The organism is Pseudomonas sp. NFPP07 (assembly GCF_900115645.1).
GTDB lineage: Bacteria > Pseudomonadota > Gammaproteobacteria > Pseudomonadales > Pseudomonadaceae > Aquipseudomonas > Aquipseudomonas chlororaphis.
On sequence record NZ_FOXG01000001.1, the window covers coordinates 128,035 to 154,020 of the forward strand.

Below are 25,986 nucleotides of genomic sequence, written 5' to 3' on the forward strand. Positions count from 1 at the left end.
GGGATGCCCTATCCAGAGTGAACAGGCCGATAACACTACCGCTTGGGTTTTGTACGAAAAAGCGGTCGTGATAGGTCAATGGGGCATCAAACCCACGTGCGAATCCACATTAGAATGCACATATCTAAAACCGGATACACCCCATCAGTTCTCTCCAGCTTGAGCCGCCTGACTGCATTCTCCGCCTTTTCACACAGGCCAAATACGGCTTTATTGAAATACCCAATACACTGAAAAAGAGAACTGTAATTCTAGCAGGAGCGCTTTACTCATCATCGCTGAGCAATGTACTGGATATGCTATGCAGGCTGTTATTGAAGGTCACCGTCTCATTGAAGCCTTTTACAATATTGCTGAGCTTCTTACGGGTGCTGGACAACTGCGCTAACCTTTCCACTAGCTCTGTATTTTTTTGCTGGATTCCGGCGTCTCTCTTTTCCAGTTCAGCTGCGCGGATACTTTGCTTAGCGGAAATTTCATCAAGGCGTTGCTGCTCAAGCTGCATTAGTTCAGAGCGCCGGGCAACACTTCGCTCTCTGGACTCTACACTTTCAGCCAGCTGTTGAAGCGCAGCACTGCGTTCCGCAATCACTCGGGAATTATGCTCAGCGGACTTATCGATCGTGATTTTCTCTTGCTGAAGCTGACTTTGTACCTGGCGCAGGTGTTCTTCTTTTTCATGAAGTTTACGCTCTCGCTCTTGCAACTGTTCCTTCAAAAGCTCCAAAGCTTCCTGTTGCTTCACCGCAACCAACTTTTGCTGTGTCAACTCCTGCGCCATAAGTGCAAGATTAGACAAAGTGCTTTCCACATCAAGAAGTAGGTGATCGGTATCCGCCCCCTGAAGTGCAGCTTCAGCCTCAGGAAGCGTTGCCATCAGAAACTGCGTTTCATCCAATGAGTTCTCTAAGGGAATTGGGCAATCAGCCACCTCATCCGGTGTTACATCCCCAGCAACTTGAGCGGATTGATCGATATCTGCGGTAGCCTGAACCTGCCTATCCATCAAAGTTGGAACACTGTCAAATATCGACAGGTCGTACTCTTCACTCTGGATCAACTTCACCGTTTCCTCCGAAGACAAATCGCGAACTACTTCCGCCAAGCCAGCCAATGTGTTCTGTATACCTTGGGACAGGCGCCCAATGTCGGTCTCCGAGTTGGCAGACGGGTCAGCGATAACCGCAGGTGTCAAATGGTCAGACAAGGGAGCATCAATTTCAGATGAGTCGACATGTTTTTCGGCATTCGTAGTCGGCATTTCAGTCATATCGTATTGAAAACTCTCGGTAAATAATGAAGCATCAGTAAGAACCTTATCTATATCCGTCTCAACTTTTCCTGGCTTTTGAGAGAGCTCCTCTGGATCTCCAATCGGAGCAAATCCGGATGGAGCACCATCGAATACATCGCCTTCAAGATCCTCAACGGCTCCCGGCGAGCGATGCTCATTCGAATCAGAAACCTCATCCATGTGCTCCGCGACAGCCTGTACCGCAGGAGTATCTTGAGAAGCCATGGAAATAGAGACATCGAGCGCAGGAACTCCGAGTTCAACGCTGTCAATTGCAGGCAGGCAGGCAACCGAGGCCTCTGAAGAGATGAGCTTCATCACCAGATTTTTCTTGATGGTGAGTGAACGATGATCCGATAGATTCCCTGTCGGTATCACACAATTCTTAAGGTCAATCAGATGGTAAGGAATATCAGTACTACCACCAGCACCTTGCTGTCGCCCCTCAGGCAGGCTCGCATGGGTGACTATTTCTTTGAAGACTTGAATAACCTGACGCCAATCTTCTTCGACCTCGATCGAGCTCAGCGAATAACTCTGCCCTGCCTTATTTAGCATCGCCAAATAAACTCGCGACTCTCCGACCTCAGCACCCTCATTTAAGCTATAGGCAAGAAAATTGCGGCTCAGCATAGGAATTGCAAAACTGCAGAGCACCGCACCATTCAGAACTTCCTGCTCTGCGTTTTTGATGGAAATAGTTCGTAGCAGCATCGCCGGTTTAGACTCCATTATACATCTAAAAATATGTAGCACGGAGTAAAAAGTACCTCCTAACAACACATGCCAGCAACTGGATAACTCCTATTTTCCAGGTGGAATTTTCCGACAACTCACTACCAGAAAACTCAACTCTTTCGATTTATCCTACTATCACCGATAGAATTGACAACTGTGACCTCACTTAAGAGGAATATTCAAGCCCCTCTGCGGGCTGAGCTTGAACAACCACCAATCATAATTCGACCATAGCATGATTAATCCTCCTGCCAGCAGTAGCAATACTACTCCAGCCCCTCCTGTCAATATTAGTCGTTGCTGCCAGCCAAAAAAACACAGCGCGATACCAGCCACCCCCATTAACATAGACAGAGAAGGAGCGAACCAGTAGATAACACGATCAAGACGTAAAAGCATGTTGAATAACCAAGAGCCTTTCAGCTGAGAGGTCGGTCTAAAGATAATAATACGCATAGAGAGCGGAGGGCTTGGCCAGATCAAAACGGGGCTAAACCATAACTTAGCCACACAATGACAACTATCAGATTCGTCTGATTTAGTTTTCAGAGTGCTCGGATAAAATACGAAAAGCACCCTCCCCCTAAATATCGAGATGCCTTGCATGGGAAGTATCATCATCGTCGACGACCATCCGTTGATTCGACTCGCAATAAGAACCGTTCTGGAGCCTCATGAACACAACATCGTCGCCGAAGCCGATAATGGCGCGGACGCTGTCCAGTTGGTACGCAAGCATCTTCCGGACCTGCTCATCCTGGACTTGAACATACCCAACCTGGATGGGTTCTCCGTTATCTCCCATATCAAGTCCGCTGGACTGCCGATAAAGACACTGGTGCTGACGTCCAGCAACTCCAAGAACTTCGCCTTGCGCTGTTTGCAGGCCGGTGCGGCTGGTTTTCTGTGCAAGAACGATAATCTGAACGAACTGGCTAATGCGGTAAAAGCCATACTCTCGGGGTATAGCTACTTCCCCGAGGATACAATCAGCACCTTGCAACAAAATACAAACGCCGCCTGCCAGGAAAGTGTCTTGATTGCCCAACTGACCGACCGGGAAATCACCGTCCTGAAACTGCTGGCAAGCGGTCTGAATAATCAGAAAATCGCGGATGCGTTGCTGATCAGCCACAAGACGGTGAGCACCTATAAGGTCAGGCTGCTAAAGCGGTTCAACGTTTCCAATCTGGTAGCGCTGGCGGAGCTGGCCAAACGCAACTCCGTAGTTTGAACCCCTGATATCGATGCAGCCTTTAGCAGGAATTCAGAAACATCGGCCCCCCCACCTCGACTGCCGGGTTGATCACCTACGGTACTTACCTGCGGGTGATCAGCCCCTGTCGAGCCACACGGGTCAGATGCCGGATGACTTCCGCAGCATTTTCCGAGCTGGGCGCCTGTATCACCGCAAGGTCAAAACTGTCGTTGGCAAAACGTGCCAAGGACTCGCCATCTTCGATGAACTGGATCAGAAAGGCCGAAGGGCCTGTGCTGCGACGTGGCCAGCCATCGAGATAACGCAGCAATGTCGGCTGGTGTGTGCCGCCAAGAAGAATTTTTGGATTGCGCTGAACAAGATTCGCCGTGATTGGCGCAAGACGTACAGGAGGGTGGAGTGCATTCATCGTGTCGTGTCTCTGCCTCAATTTTCTGCCGGGCAGGTGAGAGGCAACACCGAACCAGCGCTTTAGCGGTATTTCGAAGCCGGTAGAGCTTCTGTCGGTGATATTCCGAATCACCTGGCGCCCCGCAAGTAGCTGTTTAAATCGGCGCATGGGCAACAATCCTAGAGAAGCCGACGGGGTAGTGTCAAGAATCCCCAATAACGAAATCAGCAACGAAAAAGGCCCGCTACAAGCGGGCCTTGGGTGTTTTCCGGAAGTTACTTGGCAATCGCCGCATCGAGTGACAATTTGCCTGCGCCTTCGATCAGAACCGCAATGGTGCCGCCGAGCAGAGCCAGGGCGAACTCATAACCATTGTTCGCCATGAACAGGCCATTGCTGATGTGCACGGAGAAAATCGCCACCAGCAAGGTGAAGCTCAACCCCAACGCGGCAGGACGTGCCAACAGACCGATAATCAGCGCCAGACCGCCAAAGAACTCGGTACCGCCCGCTAACAGCGCCATCAGGTGTCCTGGTGCCAGGCCGATGCTCTCCATCCACTGTGCCGTCCCTGCCAATCCATAACCGCCAAACAGGCCGAAAAGCTTTTGCGCGCCGTGAGCGGCGAAAATGATGCCGACAAAAACTCGCAGGACGGTCAGGCCGTAGCCTGCACGGGTGTTCAGTACGGTTTTGATCAGTGTGCTCATGCTGTGTAGTCCTTTGTAGTGTTGGGTAATGGGTCGCTATATTAATCACAAAATCTCATGTTAAAAGTGCAAAAATAGCAAGATAACAATCAACTTTATCGATTATTTCCTTGAGACGACCTTACGCGCTTGCGGCTCCAACGATTCGCGTTCCCGGTCAAAGGCCAAATAGTATTTGTTGACGCTATTAACATAGCTGACGGCGCCCATTCCGACCTGTTCCATGGCAATGCGCTCGACCTGGAAAAACCACTGATTGGGGTTCAATCCGCGTCGCCGGGCTTCGGTCCGCATACCCTGCACTCGCTCCGGCCCCATGTTGTAGGCCGCCAGGACAAATGCCATACGCTCGCGCTCGTTGAGCTTGGGACTGGAAAAGAACTTGCGCCGGATCAACGCCAGATACTTGGCTCCGGCCAACACGTTGTTATCGAGGGTCTGGATGTTATTGACCCCTACCCGCTGGGCGGCTGACGGGGTGATCTGCATCAGGCCGGTCGGGCCGCTGCCGCTCTTGGCAGAGGGTTGCAACGACGACTCCTTGAAGGCCAGCGCCGCCAGGTTCAACCAGTCCATGTTCTGGGCATCGGCATGCTTCTGTAATACCGGGCGCAATTTTTCCAGGCGCTGGCGATCGGCCCGGGTCAAAGGGTTATGCACCTGATACAGGCGTCGATAGATGCGCAAGAACGCAACGTCCTGATCCGCCGGAGCCTTATAGACCTTCAGGAAACGATCGATACTCGCCCGCAGCATCGAGGCATCCCGCCGCACGAACCAGTGCTCCTCGCCAGGCTCGCTGATGACCAGTTGCCGATCAAAACGCAGCTTCGGCAGGACTTTGCCCCAGCGCTCGGCAATGGGCTTCTCGACGATGGTCAGGTGAAAGATCCCGCCCTGGACCATTTCCAGGACATCTTCGACGGCCAGGCTCGGATCGACCCACTCGACCTTGACCGGCGCCAGCTTATGCAGCGCCAGCCTCTGATTGATCTGGCTCACCGCATCCCCGGCAGCACTGCCTGTGGTCAGCGCCAGGGTTTTGCCGGAGAGCTGTTCAGGCCGGGTGTAGCGCCGCTCGCCCTTGATTCCCACCAGCAGCAACGGCACGTTGCTGGCGACCGGTTCACTGGGGCTTACCGCTTGTCCCGGTAGCGCCTCCAACAACTCTCCCGGAGCGACCAGATCCCCCTCGCCACGCTGCAGCGCACCGAGCAATTGATCCTTGGCTTTGGGAATGATCTTGAGACTGATTTCCTGACCGTCGCGAGCGTGACCATTGAGGTACTGCTCAAAGGCGCGCAGACGGTGGTATTCGACACCGATGGCCTGGCCCTGGACTTCACCGGAACTATTGCGACTCTGGTTGACCAGCACACGCAAGACCCGGCTGCTGCGAATGTCCGCCAGGTCGCGGACCTTGCCCGCTACGGCCGCTTCCGGAGGGCCAGCCAAGCGTGCTACCGCCGGCAGGGGCAGCAGCAACGACAAGCACAACGCTAGCAAAACCGAGGGTCGCGTCATCCGCTCTCCGGGAAGAATACTGTCCGAGTTTTCGAGCAATGGCGAAAACCCGGGCGACAGAAACAGAGCGCCTAGAGCGCTGACAAGATGCGAAAGACTGGCACAGCCACGGCTGGCAAACCAACCGCTGCCTTTCTCCGGCATCAAGAGACAGCTTCAACTCGTTGTAGTTCTTGGCTTTTCTTATAAATCTACAGCTCTGATATGCTTTCCGGCCGCAGGCGGAGATAGCACCATGCAACTCATCGATATCGGCGTCAACCTGACCAATCCGAGTTTCGCCGAAAAACATCGCGCAGTACTGGACCGTGCCTATGCCGCCGGCGTCTGCCAGCTGGTGCTCACTGGCACCAGTGTCGAGGGTAGCGAACAGGCGCTCGAGCTGTCGCGGCAACTGGATGAAAGTGGCCGCCAACTGTTCTCTACCGCCGGGATTCATCCGCATTGCGCCAGCGACTGGAATACCGACAGCGCACAGCGCTTGCGCAGCCTGCTCAAGGAAAGCAGCGTCAAGGCCGTGGGCGAATGCGGCCTGGACTTCAATCGGGACTTCTCCCCCCGAGGGCAACAGGAAAAAGTGCTGGAGGAACACCTGGCCCTGGCCGTTGAACTGCAACTGCCGGTCTTCCTCCACGAACGCGACGCCAGCCAGCGCCTGCTGGAAATAGTCCGCGACTTTCGTGACCGCTTGCCGGCCGCGGTGGTGCATTGCTTCACCGGCGAACAGCGCGCGCTGTTCAACTATCTGGACCTTGACCTGCACATTGGCATCACCGGGTGGATCTGCGACGAGCGCCGTGGCACTCACTTGCACCCGCTGGTACGAGAGATTCCCCGCGGTCGCCTGATGCTCGAAAGCGACGCCCCCTATCTTTTACCCCGCAGCCTGCGCCCCAAGCCGAAGAACGGTCGCAACGAACCGGCCTACCTGACCGAAGTGTTGCGCGAAGTGGCCCTGCACCGCGGCGAGAGCCAGGAAGAGCTGGCGGCCCACAGTACCGCCAGCGCCCGTGCCTTCTTCGCCTTGCCCGAGATTGCTTGACGCATATCAAGATTCGACTCTCTGCATAGCGGCACAATAATGGCACCTTGCCAATACTGTTCCGCTTAATCAGAGAAGACCTTCCATGGGTGCCTGGCTCAGCAATATCTCATTGAAATACAAGTTCTGGGCGGTCAATGCGGTCGCCTTCGTGACCACCCTGCTACTGGTCCTGTACGCCGTCCAGCTGGAGCAGCAAGCGCGTAGCCAGGCCTCACAACACAACGCCAGGGCCCAGGCGAGCCTGCTCGGCGCATGGCCCTCCGGGCAAGCGCTGCCCAATGCCGAGAATCTGCTGAGCTTCGCGGCCGGCCAGATCCCCAGCCTCGACCAACGCCCCCTGCCAGAACTGAGCAACGCCAATGGATGGGTGGCCTTCGATGAAATGCCGCTGTTCGGCGAAAACCCACTGATCGGCGCGCAGGTGCTACCCCGGGCCGATGGCCAACGGGTTGCGGTGCTTGCCCATGGGCCAAGCCTGCATCAGGTGTTCAGCGAACGCTTCAGCCAGTACGCGGTGGCCGTGTTCATTCTGATGCTGGCGATGCTCGGTGCTTCGCAACTGTTGATCCGTTTCCTGCTCAGCCAGCTGAACACCCTCAAGGATGTGATGCTGCATGTGGAGAAAACCGGCGACCTGTCGGCCCGAGTGCCCCTGTCGTGCACCGACGAGGTCGGCCAGATGGCCAGCGCCTTCAATGCGATGCAGGCAGGTTACCAGCGGGTGGTCAACACCGTCGCCAACACCGCCCGGCAACTGGATATCGGCGCCGCGCGCCTGGCATCGAGCATGAGCGATGTGCGTCACGGCATGCTGGGCCAGCAAAGCGAAACCGATCAGGCCGCGACAGCGATCAACGAAATGTCCGCCACCGTCTATCACATCGCCCAGCACGCCGGCGCCACCCGGGATCGCTCCCAGGCCGCCGATGTCCTCGCCGGCAGCGGCCAGGAAGTGGTCAGCCGCGTGCAGAAGTCCATTTCCGGGCTCTCCAGCGGCGTGCAACAGACCGCCGAAATGATCCAGCGCCTGGCCGAGGACAGTCAGAAGATCAACGGTGTGGTCAACGTGATCCACAGCATTGCCGAGCAAACCAACCTGCTGGCGCTCAATGCCGCGATCGAAGCGGCGCGCGCCGGTGAAATGGGCCGGGGGTTCGCGGTGGTCGCCGATGAAGTACGCAACCTCGCCAAGCGGGTGCAGACCTCCACCGACGAAATCACCCGGATGGTCTCCGACCTGCAGGCCGGTACCCGCGACGCAGTGGACTTCATGCAGGAAAGCTCGTTCAAGGCGGACGATTGCGTACAGCAGGCCCAGGAAGCCGGCGCAGCGCTGGCGGAAATCACCGCGGCCGTGGCGCAGATGCGTGAGAGCAATACCCAGATTGCGGTAGCGGCCGAGCAGCAAAGCCAGGTGGCGGAAGAAATGAATCGCGCCGTGGTAAGTATTCGCGACGTCACCGAAAACACCGTGCAACAGACCGTCGACTCGGCGACCACCAGCAACGAACTGGCGACCCTGGCTGGGGAACTGAGCAAGGCCATCGGTCAATTGAAGCTGTAAACCGCGACTTTTCGCTCCTGCAGGAATCGGCAAGCCTGTCGGAGCGAAACCTTTGCCAGCCTATCGCCCCCATAGCCAGCCTTGATTCGCCGCCCCCTCGCGTGGGGCCTATCCTTTGATACATAGGCTTCTACGAATCAAGGATCACTGTCATGGGTAAACGTCACCCCAACCTCCCCGCCTGGCAATGGCGCTCCTACCCGCATAACCACCGCAACCCGACCAACCTGGTGTTGCACCTGATTGCAGTGCCGCTGTTCATCGTCGGCTTTCTGTTGCTGGTTTCAGGAGTATTCGGCTTGAGCTTCACCAACATCGCCATCGGCGTGGTCGGCCTGCTCGCCGCTTTGGGCCTGCAGCGTCACGGCCATAGCCTGGAGGCCCAAGCCGCCGAGCCGTTCAGTGACCGTAAAGATGCAGTCCAGCGCCTGCTGGTAGAACAATTCGTGACCTTTCCACGCTTCGTCCTCAGCGGCGCCTGGTGGCGTGCATGGCGCAAGCGCCACCGGCATTGAGAGGGGTTCAACCGAAGATGGTGACCGTCTGCCGGCTGAGCGCAATCAACCGGCCTTCGGCACTCCAGAGTGCCGCGGCCGCATGCCCGTAACCGTCACGGGCATGTTCGATATTCACCCGGTACTTGCACCAGTCCAGGGTGCTCAACGCCAGCAGTGGCTGCACGAACTCAATGGTCCAGGTCAGGGTACTGCCGGGCGCCGGGCTGGTCAGGTGTGGTAACAAGGCCGGCGGCCAGGCGTCCACCAGTGCGAGGATATGCGCCTCGGTCATGGGCTCTTCCTTCACGTCGCCCCGCAGGCGCACCCAACCGCCCATGTCCCGCGACTTGTTGCCGGTGAACGGCATGCCACCGATGCTCCAGCGCATTGCCAGATGGCGCATGAACTCCGGCGTCACGCCCTTGACGTAAGGCAGTTCCGGGCACTCGTCCCAATGTTTCATGCTGGGTGCTTCCTCGGCGACAACCGTCACCTCGGACGGCCGAGAGGCACCGAAACTGCCCTGTACCAGGGTCACTACCTGACCGTTCTGCACCGCACGCCCCAGCACCTGGCTGACGGCCTTGCCCTCGCGCAGCACCTCGACTTCAAAGCTGACCGGCACATCGGGGGTGACCGGACCGACAAAGGTGATCGCCAGTGAACGCACCGGACGTTCGGCGGGGACTTTTGCGCGCATGGCTTCATACTGCAAAGCCGCCACCAATCCGCCGAAACTGGCCCGCCCCTGCGCCCACTCGGTTGGAATCGACAGTTCCAACGGTTGGTGGCGGACGGCATCGAGCAAATCGCAAAAGCGCATGAGCACCTCTGATCAAGAAAAGGGTTTGAGGATCTTAACCAGCAGCGCACACGCGTAAAGCACTTGTTCCCGCCAAAAAGACTGACAGATAAGCCGCCAGCCGGGAGTCAGCTACGGAAACAGGCAGCGCTCAGCTTGTCGAGCACCCGATCGGCACGTCCCTCGGCCTTGTGCATGGTGGCGTGCCAGACCGGAACACAAGGCAACAGGTCCGCCTGCCGTTCGGCCTGGGCCAGCCATTGCCAGCAATCATGCCAGTCGCCCAGCGCGCCCTGAGCGGCCTTCAAGCGAGAGACCGCCTTGGGAGACAGTTCGGCAAGTTCGGGATAAGCCTCGGCGGCGTAGCGCACACGCTTGATCAGCAGGCGCAAACGGTGCCGATCATGAGCCGGATCGTGCAGGGCCTCGTCCAGTGCCTTCCATTGCTTGGACAGGCGCTTTTCGATGCGCTTGCGCAAGCCGCGCAACAGTTCCTGACGTTGCGCCGCCCGCAGGAAACGCGGGAAGGCATCCAGCACCAGCAGCAGTTGCTGGAGTTCGGAGCCCGTCGCCACTGTCCGGTATTCATCCGCCAGCCCCGCGGTACGGCGTTCCGCAGCCTGATGGTAGTCATGCTGATGCAGGTACGCAGCCAGGACCTCACGGTCGCGTAACGGCGTCGTCAGTTGCCCGACTGCCGAAGCGGCCGCTTCCAGTTGCTCGACACCAGGCAAACCGCGCAGCGCTCGCAACAGGCTGCGCAAGCGGCGCACCGTGGTACGCAGATCGTGCAGCGCCTCGGGGTCGGTCACCGCCTGCAAACGCGCCTGGCACGCCAGCAAGCGCACCTCCAGCCCCAACACCTGTGCCACCAACCGATCAACCAAGGCAGACATCATTGACTCCCGAAACGAATGACCCGGCTCGCAGCACAAAGACTGCGGCCGGGCCCAGGCATGACTGGCAGGCGCGCTCACGACGCCTGCGAGACGAAAACTGAAGAGCGCTCTTCAGTCTAGCGGCAAACGGCAGCCTTGCGATCAGCGGCCGGCGCGCGACTCACGAATATAGAAACGGGCCTTTTCGGCTTTTTTGGTACAGCCCTCGAAGGCTTCGAATTGCTGCTGGGTCTTGGCCCCGGTCAGCAGCGACAGGGCCTTGGAATAGCTGACTGTGCCAGCGAAACCTTCGGCCTTGGCCAGGTCCAGTTCATGCCAGGCCGCATCCAGTTGCGTACCGCAGCTGTCGCGATAGGCGGTCTTGCCAGCACAACCACCGAGTACCAATGCAATCAACGGTAGACAGATCCAGGCTTTCATCAATGACACCTCAAAGTAGGGGAGAAACAGTCGTGAACGATAAGAAGCAATTGCGAACAATAAAAACAATCGTGAACGTAAGACGATCGCCACCACTAAAAGTGCCTTGGCTCGTCAGGGAAAATATAGCCGCGCGAGCATAACCCCATGCGGCAAGACACTGGAAAAAATCCCCTTATCCAAGGCCCGCGGCGGCAGTCAGTGATTGAACCGAAACCCTCGATGGGTGCATTGTGGAAACCTGTCTGGCGAAGGATCGAGTCATGAAAAAGCGTGTCGCACTGGTCCTGGGCTCTGGTGGTGCCCGGGGTTACGCCCACATCGGGGTGATTGAGGAAATCGAAAGACGTGGTTACGACATTGCCTGTGTCGCGGGCTGTTCCATGGGCGCGGTAGTCGGTGGTATCTACGCCGCCGGCAAACTGGACGACTACCGCAGCTGGATCGAAAGCCTGGATTATCTGGATGTGCTGCGGCTGGTGGATGTCAGCTTTCGCCTGGGGGCGATACGCGGGGAGAAAGTATTCGGCCAGATCCGCAAGATCGTCGGCGAAATCAACATCGAAGACCTGCGCATCCCTTACACCGCCGTGGCCACCGACCTGACCAACCAGCAGGAAATCTGGTTCCAGGAAGGCTGTCTGCACCAGGCCATGCGGGCTTCGGCGGCGATCCCCAGCCTCTTCACCCCGGTCATGCAAGGCAATCGCATGCTGGTGGACGGCGGCTTGCTCAACCCGCTGCCCATCGTGCCGGTGGTCTCCAGCCACTGCGATCTGATCATCGCCGTCAACCTCAACTCGACCAACCAGCGTCGTTACCAGTTGCCGGTGATCCAGCGCCCCGCCGCCTTCAAGAGCCGCTTCGACAGCCTGATCAACTCCCTGGGCTCGCACCTGCCCTTTCGCCGCAAGCAAGCCGAACAACTGCTGCTGCTCGAACAGGAAGCGCTGCGCAGCGAGGCAGCCGACATCGGCAACCCCTGGATCGAATCCGCCGAGCCCGAGGCCCAGCAACCGGCCGCGGCTCCGGAAACCGATGGCGCCCCGAAATCGGCCACCGGCTCGTTCATTATCGATAACGTCGGCCCCGCTTCCCTGCTGGACCTGATCAACCAGAGCTTCGAGGTCATGCAGACCTCGCTGGCCCAGTACAAGATCGCCGGCTACCCGCCGGACATCCTGATCAACGTGCCCAAGCGGGTGTGCCGTTTCTTCGAGTTCTACAAGGCTCCGGAGCTGATCGCACTGGGGCGGGAAATTGCCAGCGACACCCTGGACCGCTACGAGAACGAACTGAACTGAAAGAGGGCCGCGAGCCCGCTCACTCCTGCGCCCCCAGCAAGCGGTACCCCACCCCGGCCTCGGTCACGATAAAGCGTGGCCGGGTCGGATCGTCCGCCAGCTTCTGCCGCAGATGCCCGACCACGATACGCAGGTAGTGACTGTCCTCGGTGTGCGTCGGCCCCCAGATATCCTTGAGCAGTTGCTGCTGGGTGATCACCCGCCCCGGGTGCCGCGCCAGTTGCGCCAGCACGGCGTATTCCTTGCGCGTCAGCGCCACTTCGGCACCGTCGAGCAGTACCCGGCGATACGCCAGGTCCACGGTCAGCGGGCCGAAATCCAGGGCTGCTTCCTGCGCTTCGCCGACGGGTGCCTGGCGCAACAGCGCACGAATACGCGCCAGGAACTCCTGGATGCCAAAGGGCTTGGTCACGTAGTCGTTGGCGCCACCGTCCAGCGCTTCGACCTTCTGCCCTTCGCTGGCCCGCACCGACAACACCAGCACCGGTACGCCCGACCACTCGCGAAACTCACGCAGCACCTGCTGGCCGTCCATATCCGGCAGGCCGAGGTCGAGCACCAGCAAGTCCGGCTTGTTCAGCGCCGCCTGGGCCAGGCCTTCGTTGCCGGTGCCGGCTTCAAGCACTTTGTAGCCCTGGGACACCAGGCTGATGCGCAGGAATTTACGGATCTGCGGCTCGTCATCGATGACCAGGATGGTCGCGGTCTGGCTCATGGTTTCGCTTCAAGACAAATAAGTGGCGCAAGAGTAGCGCAGGCGTGGCTCTGGATCGTAAAGAACATGTGCGGCCCTCCTGGCCTCGTTGGATTGACGCTTTTTTACCGGCACTCAGGCCTCTCCTTCAAACTCGGGTTGCGCCTGCAGCGGCAGGCACAAGGTGATGCAGGTACCACGCCCGTCGATCCCTTCGCCCACCGTGATGCGCCCGCCGTGGGCACCGACCATGCCCTGACAGATCGCCAGCCCCAGGCCGGTGCCCTGCCCGCCTCGATCGCCCCGTGCCGCGGTGTAGAACATGTCGAAAATCCGCGGCCGATCTTCCACCGGAATTCCCGGCCCCTCGTCGCTCACGGCAAACAGCAGCTCGGTATCGCGGGTCCCGACACTCAGTTGCAAACGGCCGTTGGACGGTGAAAAGCGCGCGGCGTTTTCCAGTACATTGATCAGCGCCTGTTCGATCAACGCCGCATGCACGAACAGCAACGGCAGTTCGGCCGGCAATTCGGTGCTGACCCGCAGCGGCGCCAGCACCACTCGCAGGCGATTCAGCGCGCTGCCAACGATATCGGCCGGCGCCACCCAGTCTCGTGCCAGCTTCAACGAGCCATGGCCGAGACGGGTCATGTCCAGCAGATTCTGAATGTAGCGATCCAGGCGCTCGGCCTCATCCCGCGTGCCTTCGAGCAGTTCGCGACGGTCTTCCAGGGGGATCGCCTCCCCCAGCGCCAGCAGGCTGTCGATGCTGCCGCGCATCGAGGTCAAGGGGGTACGCAGGTCATGGGACACCGAGGCCAGCAGCGCACTGCGCAATTGCTCGGTTTCGCCGTGCAGGCGCGCCGCTTCCAGATCCTCGGCCAACTGTGCCCGGGCCAAGGCCTGGGCCAGGGGCTGGCTCAAGGCACTCAACAGGCGACGACGCTGCGCGTTGAGCTCCTCGCCTTCTTTCGGACAGACTCCAAGCAAGCCCAGCGGGCCCTCGTCGACGGATAACGGCCACCACCACCAGCGCCCGAAAGGCAGGGTCCCGGTGCCCATCCCGGCCGGTTGATCGTGTTGCCAGGCCCAGTCGGCGGCGGCCCGTTCAGACTCGGAAAACTGCAAGGGCCCACCCGTCTCGACCTTCCAGCCACCCTGCCCGTCGCGATTGAGCAGGCACAGCTGCAATTCCTTCCAGCCATTGAGGTGCTGCGCCGCGGCGCTGACCACCGCCTGCCGGTCGGTGGCGGCGGTGAGTTTGCGCGACAGGTCCAGCAGCTCGCTGGTTTCTTCCTGGGTGTCGCGCAATGCCTGCAACTGCCGACGCTGGCGCGCCGCCAGGTTGCCGGTCAGGGCCGCCATCAACAGGAAAAACAGCAGCGTCAGCACGTCCTCCTCGCGCTGGATGGCGAAGGAGAACGTCGGCGGAATGAACAGGAAATCGTAGGTCAGGAACGACAACGCCGCGCACACCAGCGCCGGCCCGAGACTGCTGCGCACCGCTACCAGCAGCACCGCGGCGAGGAACACCAGGGAGATGTTCGGCAACGCCAGCACGCTCGCCACCGCCCACGACAGCCCCGAAGCCAGGACCGTCGCCAGGACCGCCAGGGCGTAGTCGAACCAGACCAGCGAACGCTCCACCCGCAGGCGCGGCTGGCCGGGTTCGTCCTCGCTGTCGAGCACGTTGATTTCCAGGCCCTGGGCGTTGCGCAGCAGGCGCGCCGCCAGGCCGCCGCCGAACAAACGGCGGCGCAGGCGTTTGCGTGACTGCCCCACCAGCACCAGGCTGGCGCGCCGCTCCGCGGCATGCTGGATCAGGGTCTTGGCCACTTCGCCGGCCCGCAGCAGGACCACCTCGCCGCCCAGGCGCTCGGCCAGTTGCTGGGCACTTTGCAGGCGCTGGCGAGCTTGCTCGTCAGGCACCCGGCCGTCATCCACATGCACCAGGCTCCAGGGCAGATGCCGCCGCCGGGCGACATGGCTGGCATGACGCACCAGGCGCTCGGCCTGGGCGTCGCCATCGACCCCTACCAGCAAGCGTCCGCGTACCGCCGGCGCGGCCTGCCCGAGCTTGCGATACCCCTGGGCCAGGTCGTCGTCGACCTGCGCCGCCGCGGCCTGCATCGCCAGCTCGCGCAGCGCGGTGAGGTTGGTCTGGGTGAAGAATGCGTCGATCGCCGCCCGGGCCTGCTCCGGCACATACACCTTGCCTTCGCGCAGGCGCTCCAGCAGTTCTCGCGGCGGCAGGTCCACCAGCAGCAATTCGTAGGCTTCCTGCAGCACCCAGTCGGGCAGGGTCTCGCGGACCTGCACCCCGGTAATGCCGCGGACCTGATCGTTGAGGCTTTCCAGATGCTGCACGTTGACCGTAGTGAAGACGTCGATACCGGCCGCCAGCAGCTCCTGAACATCTTGCCAGCGCTTGGCGTGCCGGCTGCCGGGGGCGTTGGTATGGGCCAGTTCATCCACCAATACCAGCTTGGGCTTGGCCTTGAGCAGGCCGTCGAGGTCCATCTCTTCGAGCATGACCCCGCGGTATTCGGAACGCACCAGCGGCTGTTGCGGCAAGCCGCCGAGCAAGGCTTCGGTTTCCGCCCGGCCATGGGTTTCCACCACCCCGGCCAGGACCTTCACCCCCTGGCGCAACTGCGTGTGTGCCGCCTGCAACATGGCGTAGGTCTTGCCGACGCCCGGGGCGGCGCCAAGGAAGACCTTGAGCCGGCCGCGGCCGTCATGGGACAGATCGGCTAACAGGGCGTCGGCGCGGCCGGAATCACTCATGCATTGTTCTCTCTGGACTCAAATCATCGACATACAAACTTGTAGCAGTTGGCTACAGGGCGAGCTTTTCCAGCGCCCTGTTCAAGGCCAGCACATTCACCACCGGCGGGCCGATCAGAGGCTGCTCGACATGGGCATCCACCAACTGTTGCAACGTGGCGACCGGCAGGTTGCGCGCCGCCGCGACCCGCGCCAGTTGATAGTTAATCGCTGCCGGTGGCAAGTGCGGATCCAGGCCGCTGCCCGAAGTCGTCAGCAACGCCAGCGGTACCGGCCCCTGCCCTGGCACCGCCAGCTTGTTGGCGTCGTCGATCACACGGCTGGCCAGGGCCGGGTTGCTCGGCGCCAGGTTGCTCGCACTGCTGGACACCGTGGCAAAGGCTCCGGCCGATGGACGCGGGTGGAACCAGCTGTCGCCGCTGAAATCCTGGGCGATCAGGGCCGAACCACGGACCTGGCCCACGCCATCGAGCACCAGGCTGCCATTGGCCTGTTTCGGGAACGCCACCTGGGCCACGCCGGTGACTACCAGCGGATAGGCCACGCCAGTGATCAGGGTCATCAACACAATCAGGCTCAAGGCCGGACGCAATACTGTGGACATCATCAAATCCTCGATTCGGTTAACGGGTTTACCCGGACTCCGTAGGAACCCGCTTGCTAGCGATGCGGTGCGTCTGGCGCACTGGGTTGACGCCATCGCCAGCAAGCTGGCCTACAGGGTCGCGGGGTTACACCAGATGCAAAGCCGTCAGCAGCATGTCGATCAGCTTGATGCCCAGGAACGGCACCAGGATCCCACCCAGGCCATAGATCAGCAGGTTACGGCGCAGCAGATGGGCCGCGCTGGCCGCCTGCACCCGCACCCCGCGTAGGGCCAGCGGAATCAGCACGACGATGATCAGGGCGTTGAACACGATCGCCGAGAGGATCGCGCTCTGCGGGCTGCTCAGTTGCATGACATTGAGCACGCCGAGCTGTGGATAAATCGCCGCGAACAGCGCCGGCAGGATCGCGAAGTACTTGGCGATGTCGTTGGCAATGGAAAAGGTGGTCAGGGCGCCACGGGTCACCAGCAGTTCCTTGCCGATCTGCACCACGTCCAGCAGCTTGGTCGGATCGCTGTCGAGGTCGACCATGTTCGCCGCTTCGCGCGCCGCCTGGGTGCCATCGTTCATCGCCATGCCGACGTCGGCCTGGGCCAGCGCCGGAGCGTCGTTGGCGCCGTCGCCACACATGGCGACCAGGCGACCGTCGTTCTGTTCATGGCGAATGCGCGCCAGCTTTTTCTCCGGCGTGGCTTCGGCCAGCACGTCATCCACCCCGGCCTCCGCGGCAATGGCGGCGGCGGTCAGCGGGTTGTCGCCGGTCACCATCACGGTGCGGATCCCCAGCTTGCGCAACTCGGCGAAACGCTCGCGGATACCGGGCTTGACCACGTCCTTGAGGTGAATGGCGCCGAGCAGCTTGCCCTCGGCGCACACCAGCAGCGGCGTGCCGCCACTCTGGGCGATCTTGTCGATTTCCCGGGACAGCGCCGGGGCCAGCTCGCCACGTTGCAGACCAACGAAGGCCAGCACCGAATCCACCGCGCCCTTGCGATAGACCCGCCCCTGATAGTCGACCCCGGACAGCCGGGTCTCGGCACTGAACGGCACGGCGGTCAGCATTTCGGCGCCCGGCTCAGACTGTGGATAAAGCCCGCGCAGGTATTCGACGATGGATTTGCCTTCCGCCGTGTCGTCCGCCAGCGAGGCCAGCAAGGTGGCCTCGGCCATTTCCTGGTGGTTGACCCCAGGCGCCGCGTGGATGGCCGCGCAACGACGGTTACCGAAAGTGATGGTGCCGGTCTTGTCCAGCAGCAGGACATGCACGTCACCCGCCGCTTCCACGGCGCGACCGGATTTAGCGATCACGTTCAGCCGCACCAGGCGGTCCATCCCGGCGATCCCGATAGCCGACAGCAGGCCACCGATGGTGGTCGGAATCAGGGTCACCAGCAATGCCACCAGGAACACCAGCGGCAGGCTGCCATTGGCAAAGTGGGCGAACGGCTGCAGGGTCACGACCACGATCAGGAAGATCAGGGTCAAGCCGATCAGCAGGATGTCCAGGGCCACTTCGTTCGGGGTCTTCTGGCGCTTGGCGCCTTCCACCAGGGCAATCATGCGATCGAGGGTCGATTCGCCAGGATTGCTGGTAATACGCACCAGCAACCAGTCGGACACCAGCCGGGTATTGCCGGTCACGGCCGAGCGATCGCCGCCGGACTCGCGGATGACCGGTGCCGACTCGCCAGTGATCGCCGCTTCGTTGACCGCGGCAATGCCTTCGATGACCTCGCCGTCACCGGGGATCATCTCCCCGGCCTCGACCCGCACCACGTCGCCTTTGCGCAAATTGGCGGCAGGTATCACCTGGAAGCTGCCATTGGCCTTTTTCAGGCGTGCACTCAGGCCCTCGCTGCCGGCCTTGAGACTGTCGGCGCGGGCCTTGCCACGCCCTTCGGCCAGGGCCTCGGCGAAGTTGGCGAACAGCACGGTGAACCACAGCCAGAGGGCGATCTGCGCGGCGACGAAGGTCGGCACCGCGGTATCCGGCACCAGGCACAGTACCGTGGTCAGGATCGCGGTCAGCTCGACCACCAGCATCACCGGCGAACGTTGCAACTGGCGTGGGTCGAGCTTGACGAAGGCCTGTACCAGCGCCGGACGCCACAGGGCTGCGATCGAGGTCTTCTGTTGTTCGGCAGCAGAGTGTTTCGAGGCCGCGGTTTTAGCGCCGGGCATTTCGGTTACAGCCTTCTTGGAAGCAGGAACATGCATATTCATCATTAAGTCCTCAGCCCTTCATTCCAAAGGCAGCCAAGCTCAAGTGTTCGGCAATCGGGCCCAGCGCCAGGGTCGGCAAAAAGGTCAGCCCGCCCACCAGCAAAATGGTCATGGTCAGCAGCGTGACGAACAGCGGACCATGGGTCGGGAAGCTGTTCTGGCTGATCGGCGCGGTCTTTTTCAGCGCCAGGCTGCCGGCCAGGGCCAGCACCGGCAGGATGTAGCCGAAGCGGCCGATCAACATGCCCAGGCCCAGCATCAGGTTGTGGAACGGGGTGTTGGCGCCCAGGCCGGCGAAGGCCGAGCCGTTGTTGGCGCTGGCCGAGGTGTAGGCGTACAGCAATTGGCTGAAACCGTGGGCGCCCGGGTTGCTCACCGCCGCCACCGGCCCCGGCAGGCTCGCGGCGATGGCGCTCAGTACCAGCACGCCGACCGGCATCACCATCAGTGTCACCACCAGCAACTGCACTTCCCTGGCCTGCAGCTTCTTGCCCAGGTATTCCGGGGTGCGCCCGATCATCAGGCCGGCGAGGAAGACCGCGATCAGCACGTTCAGCAACATGCCGTAGAGGCCCGCGCCGACGCCGCCGAAGATCACCTCGCCGACCATCATGTTGATCAGCGCGACCATGCCGCTCAGCGGGCTGAGGCTGTCATGCATGCCGTTGACCGAACCGTTGGAGGCCGCGGTGGTGGTCACCGACCAGAGCACGGTGGCGGTGGTCCCGAAGCGCGCTTCCTTGCCCTCGAGCGGTGCGGTCTGTTCGACCGCGACGTTGTTCAGGGTCGGGTTGGGCTGGTACTCGGCCCACAGCGAGGTCGCGCCACCGATCAGGAACAGCGCCAGCATGCAGGCGATGATCGCCCGGCTCTGGCGCAGGTCCTTGACGTAGTGGCCGAAAGTGAACACCAGGGCCACCGGGATCAGGATGATCGAGGCCACCTCGAACAGGTTGCTCCAGGCCGTCGGGTTCTCGAACGGATGCGCCGAGTTGACGCCAAAGAAGCCCCCGCCGTTGGTGCCCAGTTGCTTGATGGCGATCTGGCTGGCGGCCGGGCCCAATGGAATCACCTGATCGACGCCTTGCAGGGTCACGGCGTGGACATACTGGGCGAAGGTTTGCGGGACGCCCTGCCATACCAGGAACAGTGCCAGCAGCAGGCACAGCGGCAGCAGGCCGTAGAGTGTGGCACGGGTCATGTCGACCCAGAAGTTGCCCAGGGTCTTGGTCGACTTGCGGCCGATGCCACGACACAGTGCAACCAGCACCGCCAAACCGGTGGCGGCGCTGACGAAGTTCTGCACGGTCAGGCCGATCATCTGACTCAGATAGCTCAGGGAGGCTTCACCGCTGTAGGACTGCCAGTTGGTGTTGGTCATGAAGCTGACTGCGGTGTTGAATGCCAGCGTCCACTCCTGCCCCGGCAGGTTCTGCGGGTTGAGCGGCAGATGGTCCTGGAACAACAGAATCGTGAACAGCAACAGGAAGCCGGCCAGGTTGAACGCAAGCAGGGCCAGGGTGTATTTCTGCCAGCTCTGTTCGCTTTGCGCATCGACACCCGAAAGTCGGTAACAAACGCGTTCGACCGGCCCCAACAGCGGCGTCAGCCAGGTGCGCTGGCCCTCCATTACCTTGTAGTAGAACCGCCCCAGGAAAGGCGCGGGCAGCAGCACCAAGGCAAAGAAGCCGAGGATCAGCCAATAGTCATAACTGTGCATAGCCGCTCCTAGTTCCGATCCGCGCGCAACAGCGCAACCAGTAGATAGATGAACAGCCCCACTGCCAGCAGCAGGGACACCCCGTCCAGAACGCTCATGGAATCTCTCCGTCGTACGGCAATCGCCGCGTGTGGGGCATTGTCCGCAGGGAGGCTGTAAAGGAACGAGATCGAGGGCGCGGGCGGCGCATAAAGAAAGCGTAAAGAAAGGCTTTACGCGGGATTTACACCGGCCACCGGCGTGGCCAGGGGAAGGGATCGCCAGCCGGTTTGCTGCTGCACCGGAAAAGCACGATGCACGTAGAAACGAGCCTGCTCGCGATCGCGCGCCTCCAGCTTCCACCGCCCTCCTCTGTTGCACGGCTGTGCACCAACCCAGGCGCCTTCGGCCCCGAAACAACTGGAAACATCCTCGATACGACAGCTTTTTGCGCTTTACGACGGCCGTTTTCGCTCTGGCATGAGCGGTGCAATGAGCAGTCCCGAGCATTTCATTCCGTTCCGGGAGCCACGCATGAACACACAACTCAAACCAACGCTGGGCACGCTGCATTTATGGGGGATCGCGGTCGGGCTGGTGATCTCCGGGGAATACTTCGGCTGGAGTTATGGCTGGGGCGTCGCCGGCACCCTGGGCTTTCTGCTGACCTCGCTGATGGTCGCGGCCATGTACACCTGTTTCATCTTCAGCTTCACCGAACTGACCACCGCCATTCCCCATGCCGGCGGCCCTTTTGCCTACAGCCGCCGGGCCTTCGGTGAAAAGGGCGGGCTGATCGCCGGGCTGGCGACCCTGATCGAATTCGTCTTCGCGCCACCGGCCATCGCCCTGGCGATCGGTGCCTACCTGAATGTGCAGTTCCCGGCCCTGGACCCGAAGCATGCGGCGGTCGGCGCCTATATCGTGTTCATGGGGCTGAACATCCTCGGGGTCAAACTCGCCGCCACCTTCGAGCTGGTGGTCTGCGTACTGGCGGTGGCGGAACTGCTGGTGTTCATGGGCGTGGTCGCGCCGGCCTTCAGCTTCAGCAACTTCGCCCTCAACGGCTGGGCGGGCTCGGACACCTTCGGCGCGCCGGCGATTGCCGGGATGTTCGCGGCGATTCCGTTCGCCATCTGGTTCTTCCTCGCCATCGAAGGCGCGGCCATGGCCGCCGAAGAAGCCAAGGACCCGAAACGCACCATCCCCAAGGCCTACATCAGCGGCATTCTGACCCTGGTGCTGCTGGCCATGGGCGTGATGTTCTTCGCCGGCGGCGTGGGCGACTGGCGCACCCTGTCGAACATCAACGACCCGCTGCCCCAGGCCATGAAAGCCGTGGTCGGGGATAACTCCGGCTGGCTGCACATGCTGGTGTGGATCGGCCTGTTCGGCCTGGTGGCAAGCTTCCACGGCATCATTCTCGGCTACTCGCGGCAGTTCTTCGCCCTCGCCCGCGCCGGCTATCTGCCGGCGTCGCTGGCCAAGCTGTCACGCTTCCAGACGCCACACCGCGCCATCATCGCCGGCGGCCTGATCGGCATCGCCGCCATCTACAGCGATGGCCTGATCAACCTGGGCGGCATGACCCTGACCGCGGCGATGATCACCATGGCCGTATTCGGCGCCATCGTGATGTACATCATGAGCATGCTCAGCCTGTTCAAGTTGCGTAAGGCCGAGCCGCACCTGGAACGCACCTTCCGCGCACCGGGCTACCCGCTGGTCCCGGCCATTGCCCTGGCACTGGCCGTGGTCTGCCTGGTGGCGATGGCCTGGTTCAACAGCCTGATCGGCCTGATCTTCCTCGGTTTCATGGTGGCCGGGTTCATCTACTTCCAACTGACCGCGCAACTGCGCGCCGATGCGCCGGCGGATGCAATGCTGACCGGGCTCCGAGGGGATGGCATCTCTCTGTAGTTGGCTTGCATGGCCGAATGCAACCTTCGCGAAGATTGATGCAAGAGAGGTTACCGGGGCAGATCAGGCCTACAATGGAACCACTGCGAAACGCTGTAACTCGAAGTGGTATGGCAGCTTGACGGGCGAAACTCCTCGCCCGCCGGTATGCCCTCAAGGAGAGCCCTATGCCCTGGTATGCCTGGTTGATTCTGATCGTTGCAATCGGCTCGATCGTTGGCGGTCTGATGATGTTGCGCGACACCGCCAACAAGGTGGAACTGACCGAAGAGCAACGCAAGCGCGTTGCTGAGCGCAACGCGGAAGCGGACGCCAAGGACGCGCAGGACCGCTGACTGGATAACCCGATCGAACAGCCCCGCCCTTCTCGAAATGGCGGGGCTTTTTTATCCGCCCCTGCGGTCGGCAGCGCTATTTCTCCCAAGCAGCCTTGGCGATGTGCAGGCCATGCAAACCTTTGTAGGCTGCCCGCTCAGGCTGGCTCCAACCTTCGAGCAATGCCTCGTCGAGCCGATAGATCTCCACGCCCAACGGCCGACAGACACTGAGTGGGTCCTGAGCCTCCGGGCCCCACATGGGCAATGACAGATCGCCACCCGGGCAGGTCGACAGCGCGCACAACAGATCGATTTCGGCAAAGAACTCCAGGTAATCGCCCTTCTGCGCGGGGCAGGCCTTCATGAAGTACATGTCGTCATGATTGAGCCCGGTGCACTGGAAGATGTTCAGCACGTCATGCACATCGAACTCGGTCAGGCCGTGGGGCAGGACCGCGCGCGTCAGGTTGGAATGGCAATGGTGATGGAAGTCCTCCCCGGTGAGCATGCGGTTCACATAAGGATCGCAGCGCGTGCCGAGCAGGTCGTGCAAGCGCCCGCCATGCTCGTCGATCCCGTAACCGGCCAGGCTGTCATCGGTGATGGTCACCAATGGCCGCAAAAACGGCAGGTTCGACCACAACCGGTCATGGGTACTGACATGCGCGCCCTGCAACTGCCGGGTACGCGCCGCCCACAGACGCTCCCGCGGATCGCTGGCATTCCAGACGTTGAAGTCTCCGACCTGCGGGCCGGCCGGCGTGGTCACCCGGAACACGTGCCCAGCCGGCACATGCCAGGCACGCCCGGTGCGGATCGGCACTTCGAATTGCTCGATCAAGGTGCGTTGGTCCTTGCTGTCGCGGACCTGTTCATAAAAGGCCGTGTCCACCTGCAGGGCCGAGCCTTTGCTGACCTGATAAGCCGCGGGATAGTCTTTGTACATGGTTGAAACCCTCGATCAGTGGCGGGAAGAGTGGCTGAGAATGTCGAGCAGCAGCCGTTCGGAATCGTCCAGGTAAACCGCCAGGGTTTCGCTGGCGGCCTGCTTGTCGCCAGCGGCGAGCAAGTCATGTATCTGCCGGTCCCGGGCCAGCCAGGGCGATTGAAAATGCTGCTCGTCAGGGGCGGCACAAAACACCAGGCGCATCTGCGCCACGACGTTGGTGAAGAACTCATCGAACAAGGGGCTGCGCATCAGTCCGACGATGTGTTGATGAAAGGCCAGGCTGTGGGTGCCCACCGAGCGCCAGTCCTCGCGCTCGCGGGCGAGTTCGCTGGCCTCGATAGCCTCGAGCATCCGGTCGGACTGGTAGTCGCGCAGCGGTTTGCTGGAGGCAATGGCCTGCAACTCCAGGGTACGGCGCACCTGGAACAGATCACGCACTTCATCGATGCCCAGCCTGCGCACCGTGACACCTTTATTGCGTACGTAGCGGGTCAGGCCTTCCTGTCCCAGGCGATGCAAGGCCTCGCGAATGGTGTTGCGCGAGGCGTTGTAGGCGGACACCAGATCGCTTTCCACCAGGGCCATGCCCGGCAGCAAGCGACCGCCGATGATATCGGCACGTAATTCGAGGGTTATCTGATCGGCCAGGGACAGTACGTTGCTCATGAATATCGCCTTGCGATTGTTGAACAATCTATGGATATCCAATATTCACTATTCATGCCAACCGATACTTGGCTCACTGACGAATCATGCTTTTCTAGCTATTCAGTGAGAAAAATGAGGTTTCCGGGGTTAATAGTGCAATCCCCCTTCCGTCAACCTTGGGTAAGATGACTCCCTAGCTGTGGAGACTTCCCCGATGCGTTACTCGCACGACCATAAAGCCCAAACTCATCAACGCATCATCAAGGAGGCCGCCGAGCGCTTTCGGCGCGACGGTATCGGGGCGACAGGCCTGCAACCACTGATGAAAGCCCTGGGCCTGACCCATGGCGGTTTTTACTCGCATTTCAAATCCAAGGACGAACTGGTCGAAAAAGCCCTGCAGGCCGCGGCGGAAGAACTCGATGCGCACTGCGCCACGCTATTTGCCCAGGAACAACCCCTGCCGGCCTTTATCGACAGCTATCTGTCCGAGTGGCATCAGACCTCCCCAAGTGAAGGCTGCCCGCTGCCCACAATGTCTTCGGAACTGGGCCTGCGCGGGCAAGCCAGTCCCACCACTGATGCGGTGCTCAATGCCCGACTCGCGCAGGTAGAGGCCAATCTCGAAGGAGAAAATGCCGCCGACCAGAGCCTGGTGATCATGTCGACCCTGGTCGGGGCCCTGGTGCTGTCGCGCAGTGTCGAGAACCCCGACCTGGCCAAACGGATACTGGAGGTAACACGCGAGCATCTGAAAAAACAGGATGGTCAGGCGGAGTGATCCCCACCAACCTCCAGCCTCGACACCGTTATTTGTAGCGAGCAGCCGCACTGCTTTTCGACAAGTTTGGCCCCAGGGCAAAACGCGCAGCTACAAAGGAGTCCCAATCTGCCGAGTCGGGTAGCGAGGGGATGGTGATCAACTCACCCTGATCAAAACCGGCCAGAGCCGCATCCACCATCTCGGTGGCTTCCATGATCATCTCGGCTGGAATCCCTTGTGCGTCGATGCCCGAGCGCTCCCAGATCTCAGTGCGGGTCACCCCAGGCAATACCGCCTGGACCTGCACACCCTTACCGTCCAATTCCGCAGCAAGCGACTGAGTCAGGCTCAGGACATAGGCCTTGGTTGCGCTGTAGGTCGCATTAAAACGCTCGGGAATCAGCGCCACCACCGAAGCGATATTGATGATCGCTCCTCTTCCCGCCGCCGAGAAGCTGGCGGCGGCCGCAGCAGCCAGACGAGTGACCGCAACCACATTCAACTGGATCATTGCCTCCAGCTGATCCGTGTCGGCAACGGCCAGGTTCCCGTCAGCAGCGATACCGGCATTGTTCAGCAATAGACTGATGCTCGAGTCGGAACGCAAGCGCTGCTCGACCTTCAGCACATCGACCTGGAGCGTCAGATCGGCCTTCAACACTTCAACCTGCACCTTGTGCTCGGCCCGTAACCGGGTCGCCGCGGTTTGCAGGCGCTGCTCATCGCGTGCAACCAGTAACAGATCGTAACCACGAGCGGCCAGCCGCTCGGCATAAACCGCACCGATGCCAGATGAAGCACCGGTGACAAGTGCCAGCCCCTTGGGGGAAATCGAGTTCATGACGGCTCTCCAGAAAAGTGCTTGAGAAGGGAAAGACAAGGAATTGATACGCTGCTTGGGAAGCGGTTTGATTATAGTCATAATTCAATAAAATATTACGATCGTAATTCTATCGATACGATAGATAACA

The 25,986-nt window shown here is 60.6% G+C and carries 24 protein-coding genes; 8 read left to right on the plus strand and 16 right to left on the minus strand.

Annotated elements, in window-relative coordinates:
- Window positions 1–265: 265 nt before the first annotated feature.
- Window positions 266–2,026, minus strand: coding sequence for a hypothetical protein (locus BM019_RS00590; protein WP_239691034.1), 1,761 nt, complete (start codon window positions 2,024–2,026; stop codon window positions 266–268).
- A gap of 610 nt (window positions 2,027–2,636) precedes the next feature.
- Here BM019_RS00590 and BM019_RS00595 point away from each other — a divergent pair.
- A complete protein-coding gene (locus tag BM019_RS00595; RefSeq protein WP_007931372.1) occupies window positions 2,637–3,266 on the plus strand; it encodes a response regulator transcription factor in 630 nt (209 codons plus the stop codon).
- 85 nt (window positions 3,267–3,351) lie between these two features.
- On the opposite strand, the gene BM019_RS00600 is transcribed toward BM019_RS00595, so the two are convergent.
- From BM019_RS00600 to BM019_RS00610, 3 genes are all read right to left on the minus strand, one after another.
- Window positions 3,352–3,660 (minus strand): hypothetical protein, encoded by a 309-nt coding sequence (locus tag BM019_RS00600; protein WP_037035956.1) that lies wholly within the window; start codon window positions 3,658–3,660, stop codon window positions 3,352–3,354.
- Window positions 3,661–3,917: 257 nt separating this feature from the next.
- The gene (locus tag BM019_RS00605; protein WP_007931371.1) at window positions 3,918–4,352 is read right to left on the minus strand and encodes a DoxX family protein; all 435 of its coding nucleotides are present in this window, start codon (window positions 4,350–4,352) and stop codon (window positions 3,918–3,920) included.
- A gap of 102 nt (window positions 4,353–4,454) precedes the next feature.
- Complete coding sequence (locus BM019_RS00610) at window positions 4,455–5,876, minus strand: MltF family protein (protein ID WP_092417379.1); 1,422 nt, start codon at window positions 5,874–5,876, stop codon at window positions 4,455–4,457.
- Between the two features lie 235 nt (window positions 5,877–6,111).
- On the opposite strand from BM019_RS00610, the gene BM019_RS00615 reads away from it, so the two are divergent.
- The 3 genes from BM019_RS00615 (at window position 6,112) to BM019_RS00625 (ending at window position 9,000) form a co-directional block, all read left to right on the plus strand.
- Window positions 6,112–6,918 carry a TatD family hydrolase gene (locus BM019_RS00615; RefSeq protein WP_092417380.1) on the plus strand — a complete coding sequence of 269 codons (807 nt, stop codon included), beginning with the start codon at window positions 6,112–6,114 and terminating at the stop codon, window positions 6,916–6,918.
- An 85-nt stretch (window positions 6,919–7,003) separates the two neighbouring features.
- Window positions 7,004–8,485 (plus strand): methyl-accepting chemotaxis protein, encoded by a 1,482-nt coding sequence (locus BM019_RS00620; protein ID WP_092417381.1) that lies wholly within the window; start codon window positions 7,004–7,006, stop codon window positions 8,483–8,485.
- A 152-nt stretch (window positions 8,486–8,637) separates the two neighbouring features.
- A complete protein-coding gene (locus tag BM019_RS00625; RefSeq protein ID WP_092417382.1) occupies window positions 8,638–9,000 on the plus strand; it encodes an Mpo1-like protein in 363 nt (120 codons plus the stop codon).
- Between the two features lie 7 nt (window positions 9,001–9,007).
- Here BM019_RS00625 and BM019_RS00630 read toward each other — a convergent pair whose 3' ends face one another.
- The 3 genes from BM019_RS00630 to BM019_RS00640 all read right to left on the minus strand — a co-directional run bounded on the left by BM019_RS00630 (window position 9,008) and on the right by BM019_RS00640 (window position 11,103).
- Window positions 9,008–9,805 carry an acyl-CoA thioesterase gene (locus BM019_RS00630; protein ID WP_009044974.1) on the minus strand — a complete coding sequence of 266 codons (798 nt, stop codon included), beginning with the start codon at window positions 9,803–9,805 and terminating at the stop codon, window positions 9,008–9,010.
- A 107-nt stretch (window positions 9,806–9,912) separates the two neighbouring features.
- A complete protein-coding gene (locus tag BM019_RS00635; RefSeq protein WP_009044975.1) occupies window positions 9,913–10,680 on the minus strand; it encodes a CHAD domain-containing protein in 768 nt (255 codons plus the stop codon).
- Between the two features lie 144 nt (window positions 10,681–10,824).
- Complete coding sequence (locus BM019_RS00640) at window positions 10,825–11,103, minus strand: hypothetical protein (RefSeq protein ID WP_007931360.1); 279 nt, start codon at window positions 11,101–11,103, stop codon at window positions 10,825–10,827.
- A gap of 263 nt (window positions 11,104–11,366) precedes the next feature.
- On the opposite strand from BM019_RS00640, the gene BM019_RS00645 reads away from it, so the two are divergent.
- Entirely contained in the window at window positions 11,367–12,407 is a 1,041-nt protein-coding gene (locus tag BM019_RS00645; protein ID WP_007931359.1) for a patatin-like phospholipase family protein, read from the plus strand.
- A gap of 19 nt (window positions 12,408–12,426) precedes the next feature.
- Here BM019_RS00645 and BM019_RS00650 read toward each other — a convergent pair whose 3' ends face one another.
- From BM019_RS00650 to kdpF, 6 genes are all read right to left on the minus strand, one after another.
- Window positions 12,427–13,122 carry a response regulator gene (locus BM019_RS00650; protein ID WP_009044976.1) on the minus strand — a complete coding sequence of 232 codons (696 nt, stop codon included), beginning with the start codon at window positions 13,120–13,122 and terminating at the stop codon, window positions 12,427–12,429.
- Window positions 13,123–13,236: 114 nt separating this feature from the next.
- Window positions 13,237–15,888 (minus strand): sensor histidine kinase, encoded by a 2,652-nt coding sequence (locus BM019_RS00655; RefSeq protein ID WP_092417383.1) that lies wholly within the window; start codon window positions 15,886–15,888, stop codon window positions 13,237–13,239.
- 52 nt (window positions 15,889–15,940) lie between these two features.
- On the minus strand, window positions 15,941–16,492 hold the full coding sequence (kdpC, locus tag BM019_RS00660; RefSeq protein ID WP_037005296.1) for a potassium-transporting ATPase subunit KdpC: 552 nt from the start codon (window positions 16,490–16,492) through the stop codon (window positions 15,941–15,943).
- A 127-nt stretch (window positions 16,493–16,619) separates the two neighbouring features.
- The gene (kdpB, locus tag BM019_RS00665; RefSeq protein WP_175510549.1) at window positions 16,620–18,719 is read right to left on the minus strand and encodes a potassium-transporting ATPase subunit KdpB; all 2,100 of its coding nucleotides are present in this window, start codon (window positions 18,717–18,719) and stop codon (window positions 16,620–16,622) included.
- Window positions 18,720–18,729: 10 nt separating this feature from the next.
- Window positions 18,730–20,439, minus strand: a complete 1,710-nt coding sequence (gene kdpA / locus BM019_RS00670) for a potassium-transporting ATPase subunit KdpA (protein WP_092417384.1) — start codon at window positions 20,437–20,439, stop codon at window positions 18,730–18,732.
- Between the two features lie 8 nt (window positions 20,440–20,447).
- Complete coding sequence (kdpF, locus tag BM019_RS00675) at window positions 20,448–20,537, minus strand: K(+)-transporting ATPase subunit F (RefSeq protein WP_007899818.1); 90 nt, start codon at window positions 20,535–20,537, stop codon at window positions 20,448–20,450.
- Between the two features lie 415 nt (window positions 20,538–20,952).
- On the opposite strand from kdpF, the gene eat reads away from it, so the two are divergent.
- Entirely contained in the window at window positions 20,953–22,338 is a 1,386-nt protein-coding gene (gene eat, locus BM019_RS00680) for an ethanolamine permease (RefSeq protein ID WP_092417743.1), read from the plus strand.
- A gap of 167 nt (window positions 22,339–22,505) precedes the next feature.
- Window positions 22,506–22,673, plus strand: a complete 168-nt coding sequence (locus tag BM019_RS00685) for a DUF2897 family protein (RefSeq protein WP_008006000.1) — start codon at window positions 22,506–22,508, stop codon at window positions 22,671–22,673.
- A 76-nt stretch (window positions 22,674–22,749) separates the two neighbouring features.
- Here the strand turns inward: BM019_RS00685 and BM019_RS00690 are convergent, their stop codons facing one another.
- Entirely contained in the window at window positions 22,750–23,601 is an 852-nt protein-coding gene (locus BM019_RS00690) for an urea carboxylase-associated family protein (protein ID WP_092417385.1), read from the minus strand.
- Window positions 23,602–23,616: 15 nt separating this feature from the next.
- The gene (locus BM019_RS00695; RefSeq protein ID WP_009044983.1) at window positions 23,617–24,270 is read right to left on the minus strand and encodes a GntR family transcriptional regulator; all 654 of its coding nucleotides are present in this window, start codon (window positions 24,268–24,270) and stop codon (window positions 23,617–23,619) included.
- Between the two features lie 196 nt (window positions 24,271–24,466).
- Here BM019_RS00695 and BM019_RS00700 point away from each other — a divergent pair, with 196 nt between their 5' ends.
- Window positions 24,467–25,033 (plus strand): TetR/AcrR family transcriptional regulator, encoded by a 567-nt coding sequence (locus BM019_RS00700; RefSeq protein ID WP_085531731.1) that lies wholly within the window; start codon window positions 24,467–24,469, stop codon window positions 25,031–25,033.
- A 28-nt stretch (window positions 25,034–25,061) separates the two neighbouring features.
- Here the strand turns inward: BM019_RS00700 and BM019_RS00705 are convergent, their stop codons facing one another.
- The gene (locus BM019_RS00705; protein WP_092417386.1) at window positions 25,062–25,856 is read right to left on the minus strand and encodes an SDR family NAD(P)-dependent oxidoreductase; all 795 of its coding nucleotides are present in this window, start codon (window positions 25,854–25,856) and stop codon (window positions 25,062–25,064) included.
- Window positions 25,857–25,986 lie beyond the last annotated feature (130 nt).

Bases quoted from the DNA above. Each gene is read 5' to 3' on its own strand.
- BM019_RS00590 (WP_239691034.1), bottom strand. From the start codon at position 2,026: ATGGAGTCTAAACCGGCGATGCTGCTACGAACTATTTCCATCAAAAAC.
- BM019_RS00595 (WP_007931372.1), top strand. From the start codon at position 2,637: ATGGGAAGTATCATCATCGTCGACGACCATCCGTTGATTCGACTCGCA.
- BM019_RS00600 (WP_037035956.1), bottom strand. From the start codon at position 3,660: ATGAATGCACTCCACCCTCCTGTACGTCTTGCGCCAATCACGGCGAAT.
- BM019_RS00605 (WP_007931371.1), bottom strand. From the start codon at position 4,352: ATGAGCACACTGATCAAAACCGTACTGAACACCCGTGCAGGCTACGGC.
- BM019_RS00610 (WP_092417379.1), bottom strand. From the start codon at position 5,876: ATGACGCGACCCTCGGTTTTGCTAGCGTTGTGCTTGTCGTTGCTGCTG.
- BM019_RS00615 (WP_092417380.1), top strand. From the start codon at position 6,112: ATGCAACTCATCGATATCGGCGTCAACCTGACCAATCCGAGTTTCGCC.
- BM019_RS00620 (WP_092417381.1), top strand. From the start codon at position 7,004: ATGGGTGCCTGGCTCAGCAATATCTCATTGAAATACAAGTTCTGGGCG.
- BM019_RS00625 (WP_092417382.1), top strand. From the start codon at position 8,638: ATGGGTAAACGTCACCCCAACCTCCCCGCCTGGCAATGGCGCTCCTAC.
- BM019_RS00630 (WP_009044974.1), bottom strand. From the start codon at position 9,805: ATGCGCTTTTGCGATTTGCTCGATGCCGTCCGCCACCAACCGTTGGAA.
- BM019_RS00635 (WP_009044975.1), bottom strand. From the start codon at position 10,680: ATGTCTGCCTTGGTTGATCGGTTGGTGGCACAGGTGTTGGGGCTGGAG.
- BM019_RS00640 (WP_007931360.1), bottom strand. From the start codon at position 11,103: ATGAAAGCCTGGATCTGTCTACCGTTGATTGCATTGGTACTCGGTGGT.
- BM019_RS00645 (WP_007931359.1), top strand. From the start codon at position 11,367: ATGAAAAAGCGTGTCGCACTGGTCCTGGGCTCTGGTGGTGCCCGGGGT.
- BM019_RS00650 (WP_009044976.1), bottom strand. From the start codon at position 13,122: ATGAGCCAGACCGCGACCATCCTGGTCATCGATGACGAGCCGCAGATC.
- BM019_RS00655 (WP_092417383.1), bottom strand. From the start codon at position 15,888: ATGAGTGATTCCGGCCGCGCCGACGCCCTGTTAGCCGATCTGTCCCAT.
- kdpC (WP_037005296.1), bottom strand. From the start codon at position 16,492: ATGTCCACAGTATTGCGTCCGGCCTTGAGCCTGATTGTGTTGATGACC.
- kdpB (WP_175510549.1), bottom strand. From the start codon at position 18,719: ATGAATATGCATGTTCCTGCTTCCAAGAAGGCTGTAACCGAAATGCCC.
- kdpA (WP_092417384.1), bottom strand. From the start codon at position 20,439: ATGCACAGTTATGACTATTGGCTGATCCTCGGCTTCTTTGCCTTGGTG.
- kdpF (WP_007899818.1), bottom strand. From the start codon at position 20,537: ATGAGCGTTCTGGACGGGGTGTCCCTGCTGCTGGCAGTGGGGCTGTTC.
- eat (WP_092417743.1), top strand. From the start codon at position 20,953: ATGAACACACAACTCAAACCAACGCTGGGCACGCTGCATTTATGGGGG.
- BM019_RS00685 (WP_008006000.1), top strand. From the start codon at position 22,506: ATGCCCTGGTATGCCTGGTTGATTCTGATCGTTGCAATCGGCTCGATC.
- BM019_RS00690 (WP_092417385.1), bottom strand. From the start codon at position 23,601: ATGTACAAAGACTATCCCGCGGCTTATCAGGTCAGCAAAGGCTCGGCC.
- BM019_RS00695 (WP_009044983.1), bottom strand. From the start codon at position 24,270: ATGAGCAACGTACTGTCCCTGGCCGATCAGATAACCCTCGAATTACGT.
- BM019_RS00700 (WP_085531731.1), top strand. From the start codon at position 24,467: ATGCGTTACTCGCACGACCATAAAGCCCAAACTCATCAACGCATCATC.
- BM019_RS00705 (WP_092417386.1), bottom strand. From the start codon at position 25,856: ATGAACTCGATTTCCCCCAAGGGGCTGGCACTTGTCACCGGTGCTTCA.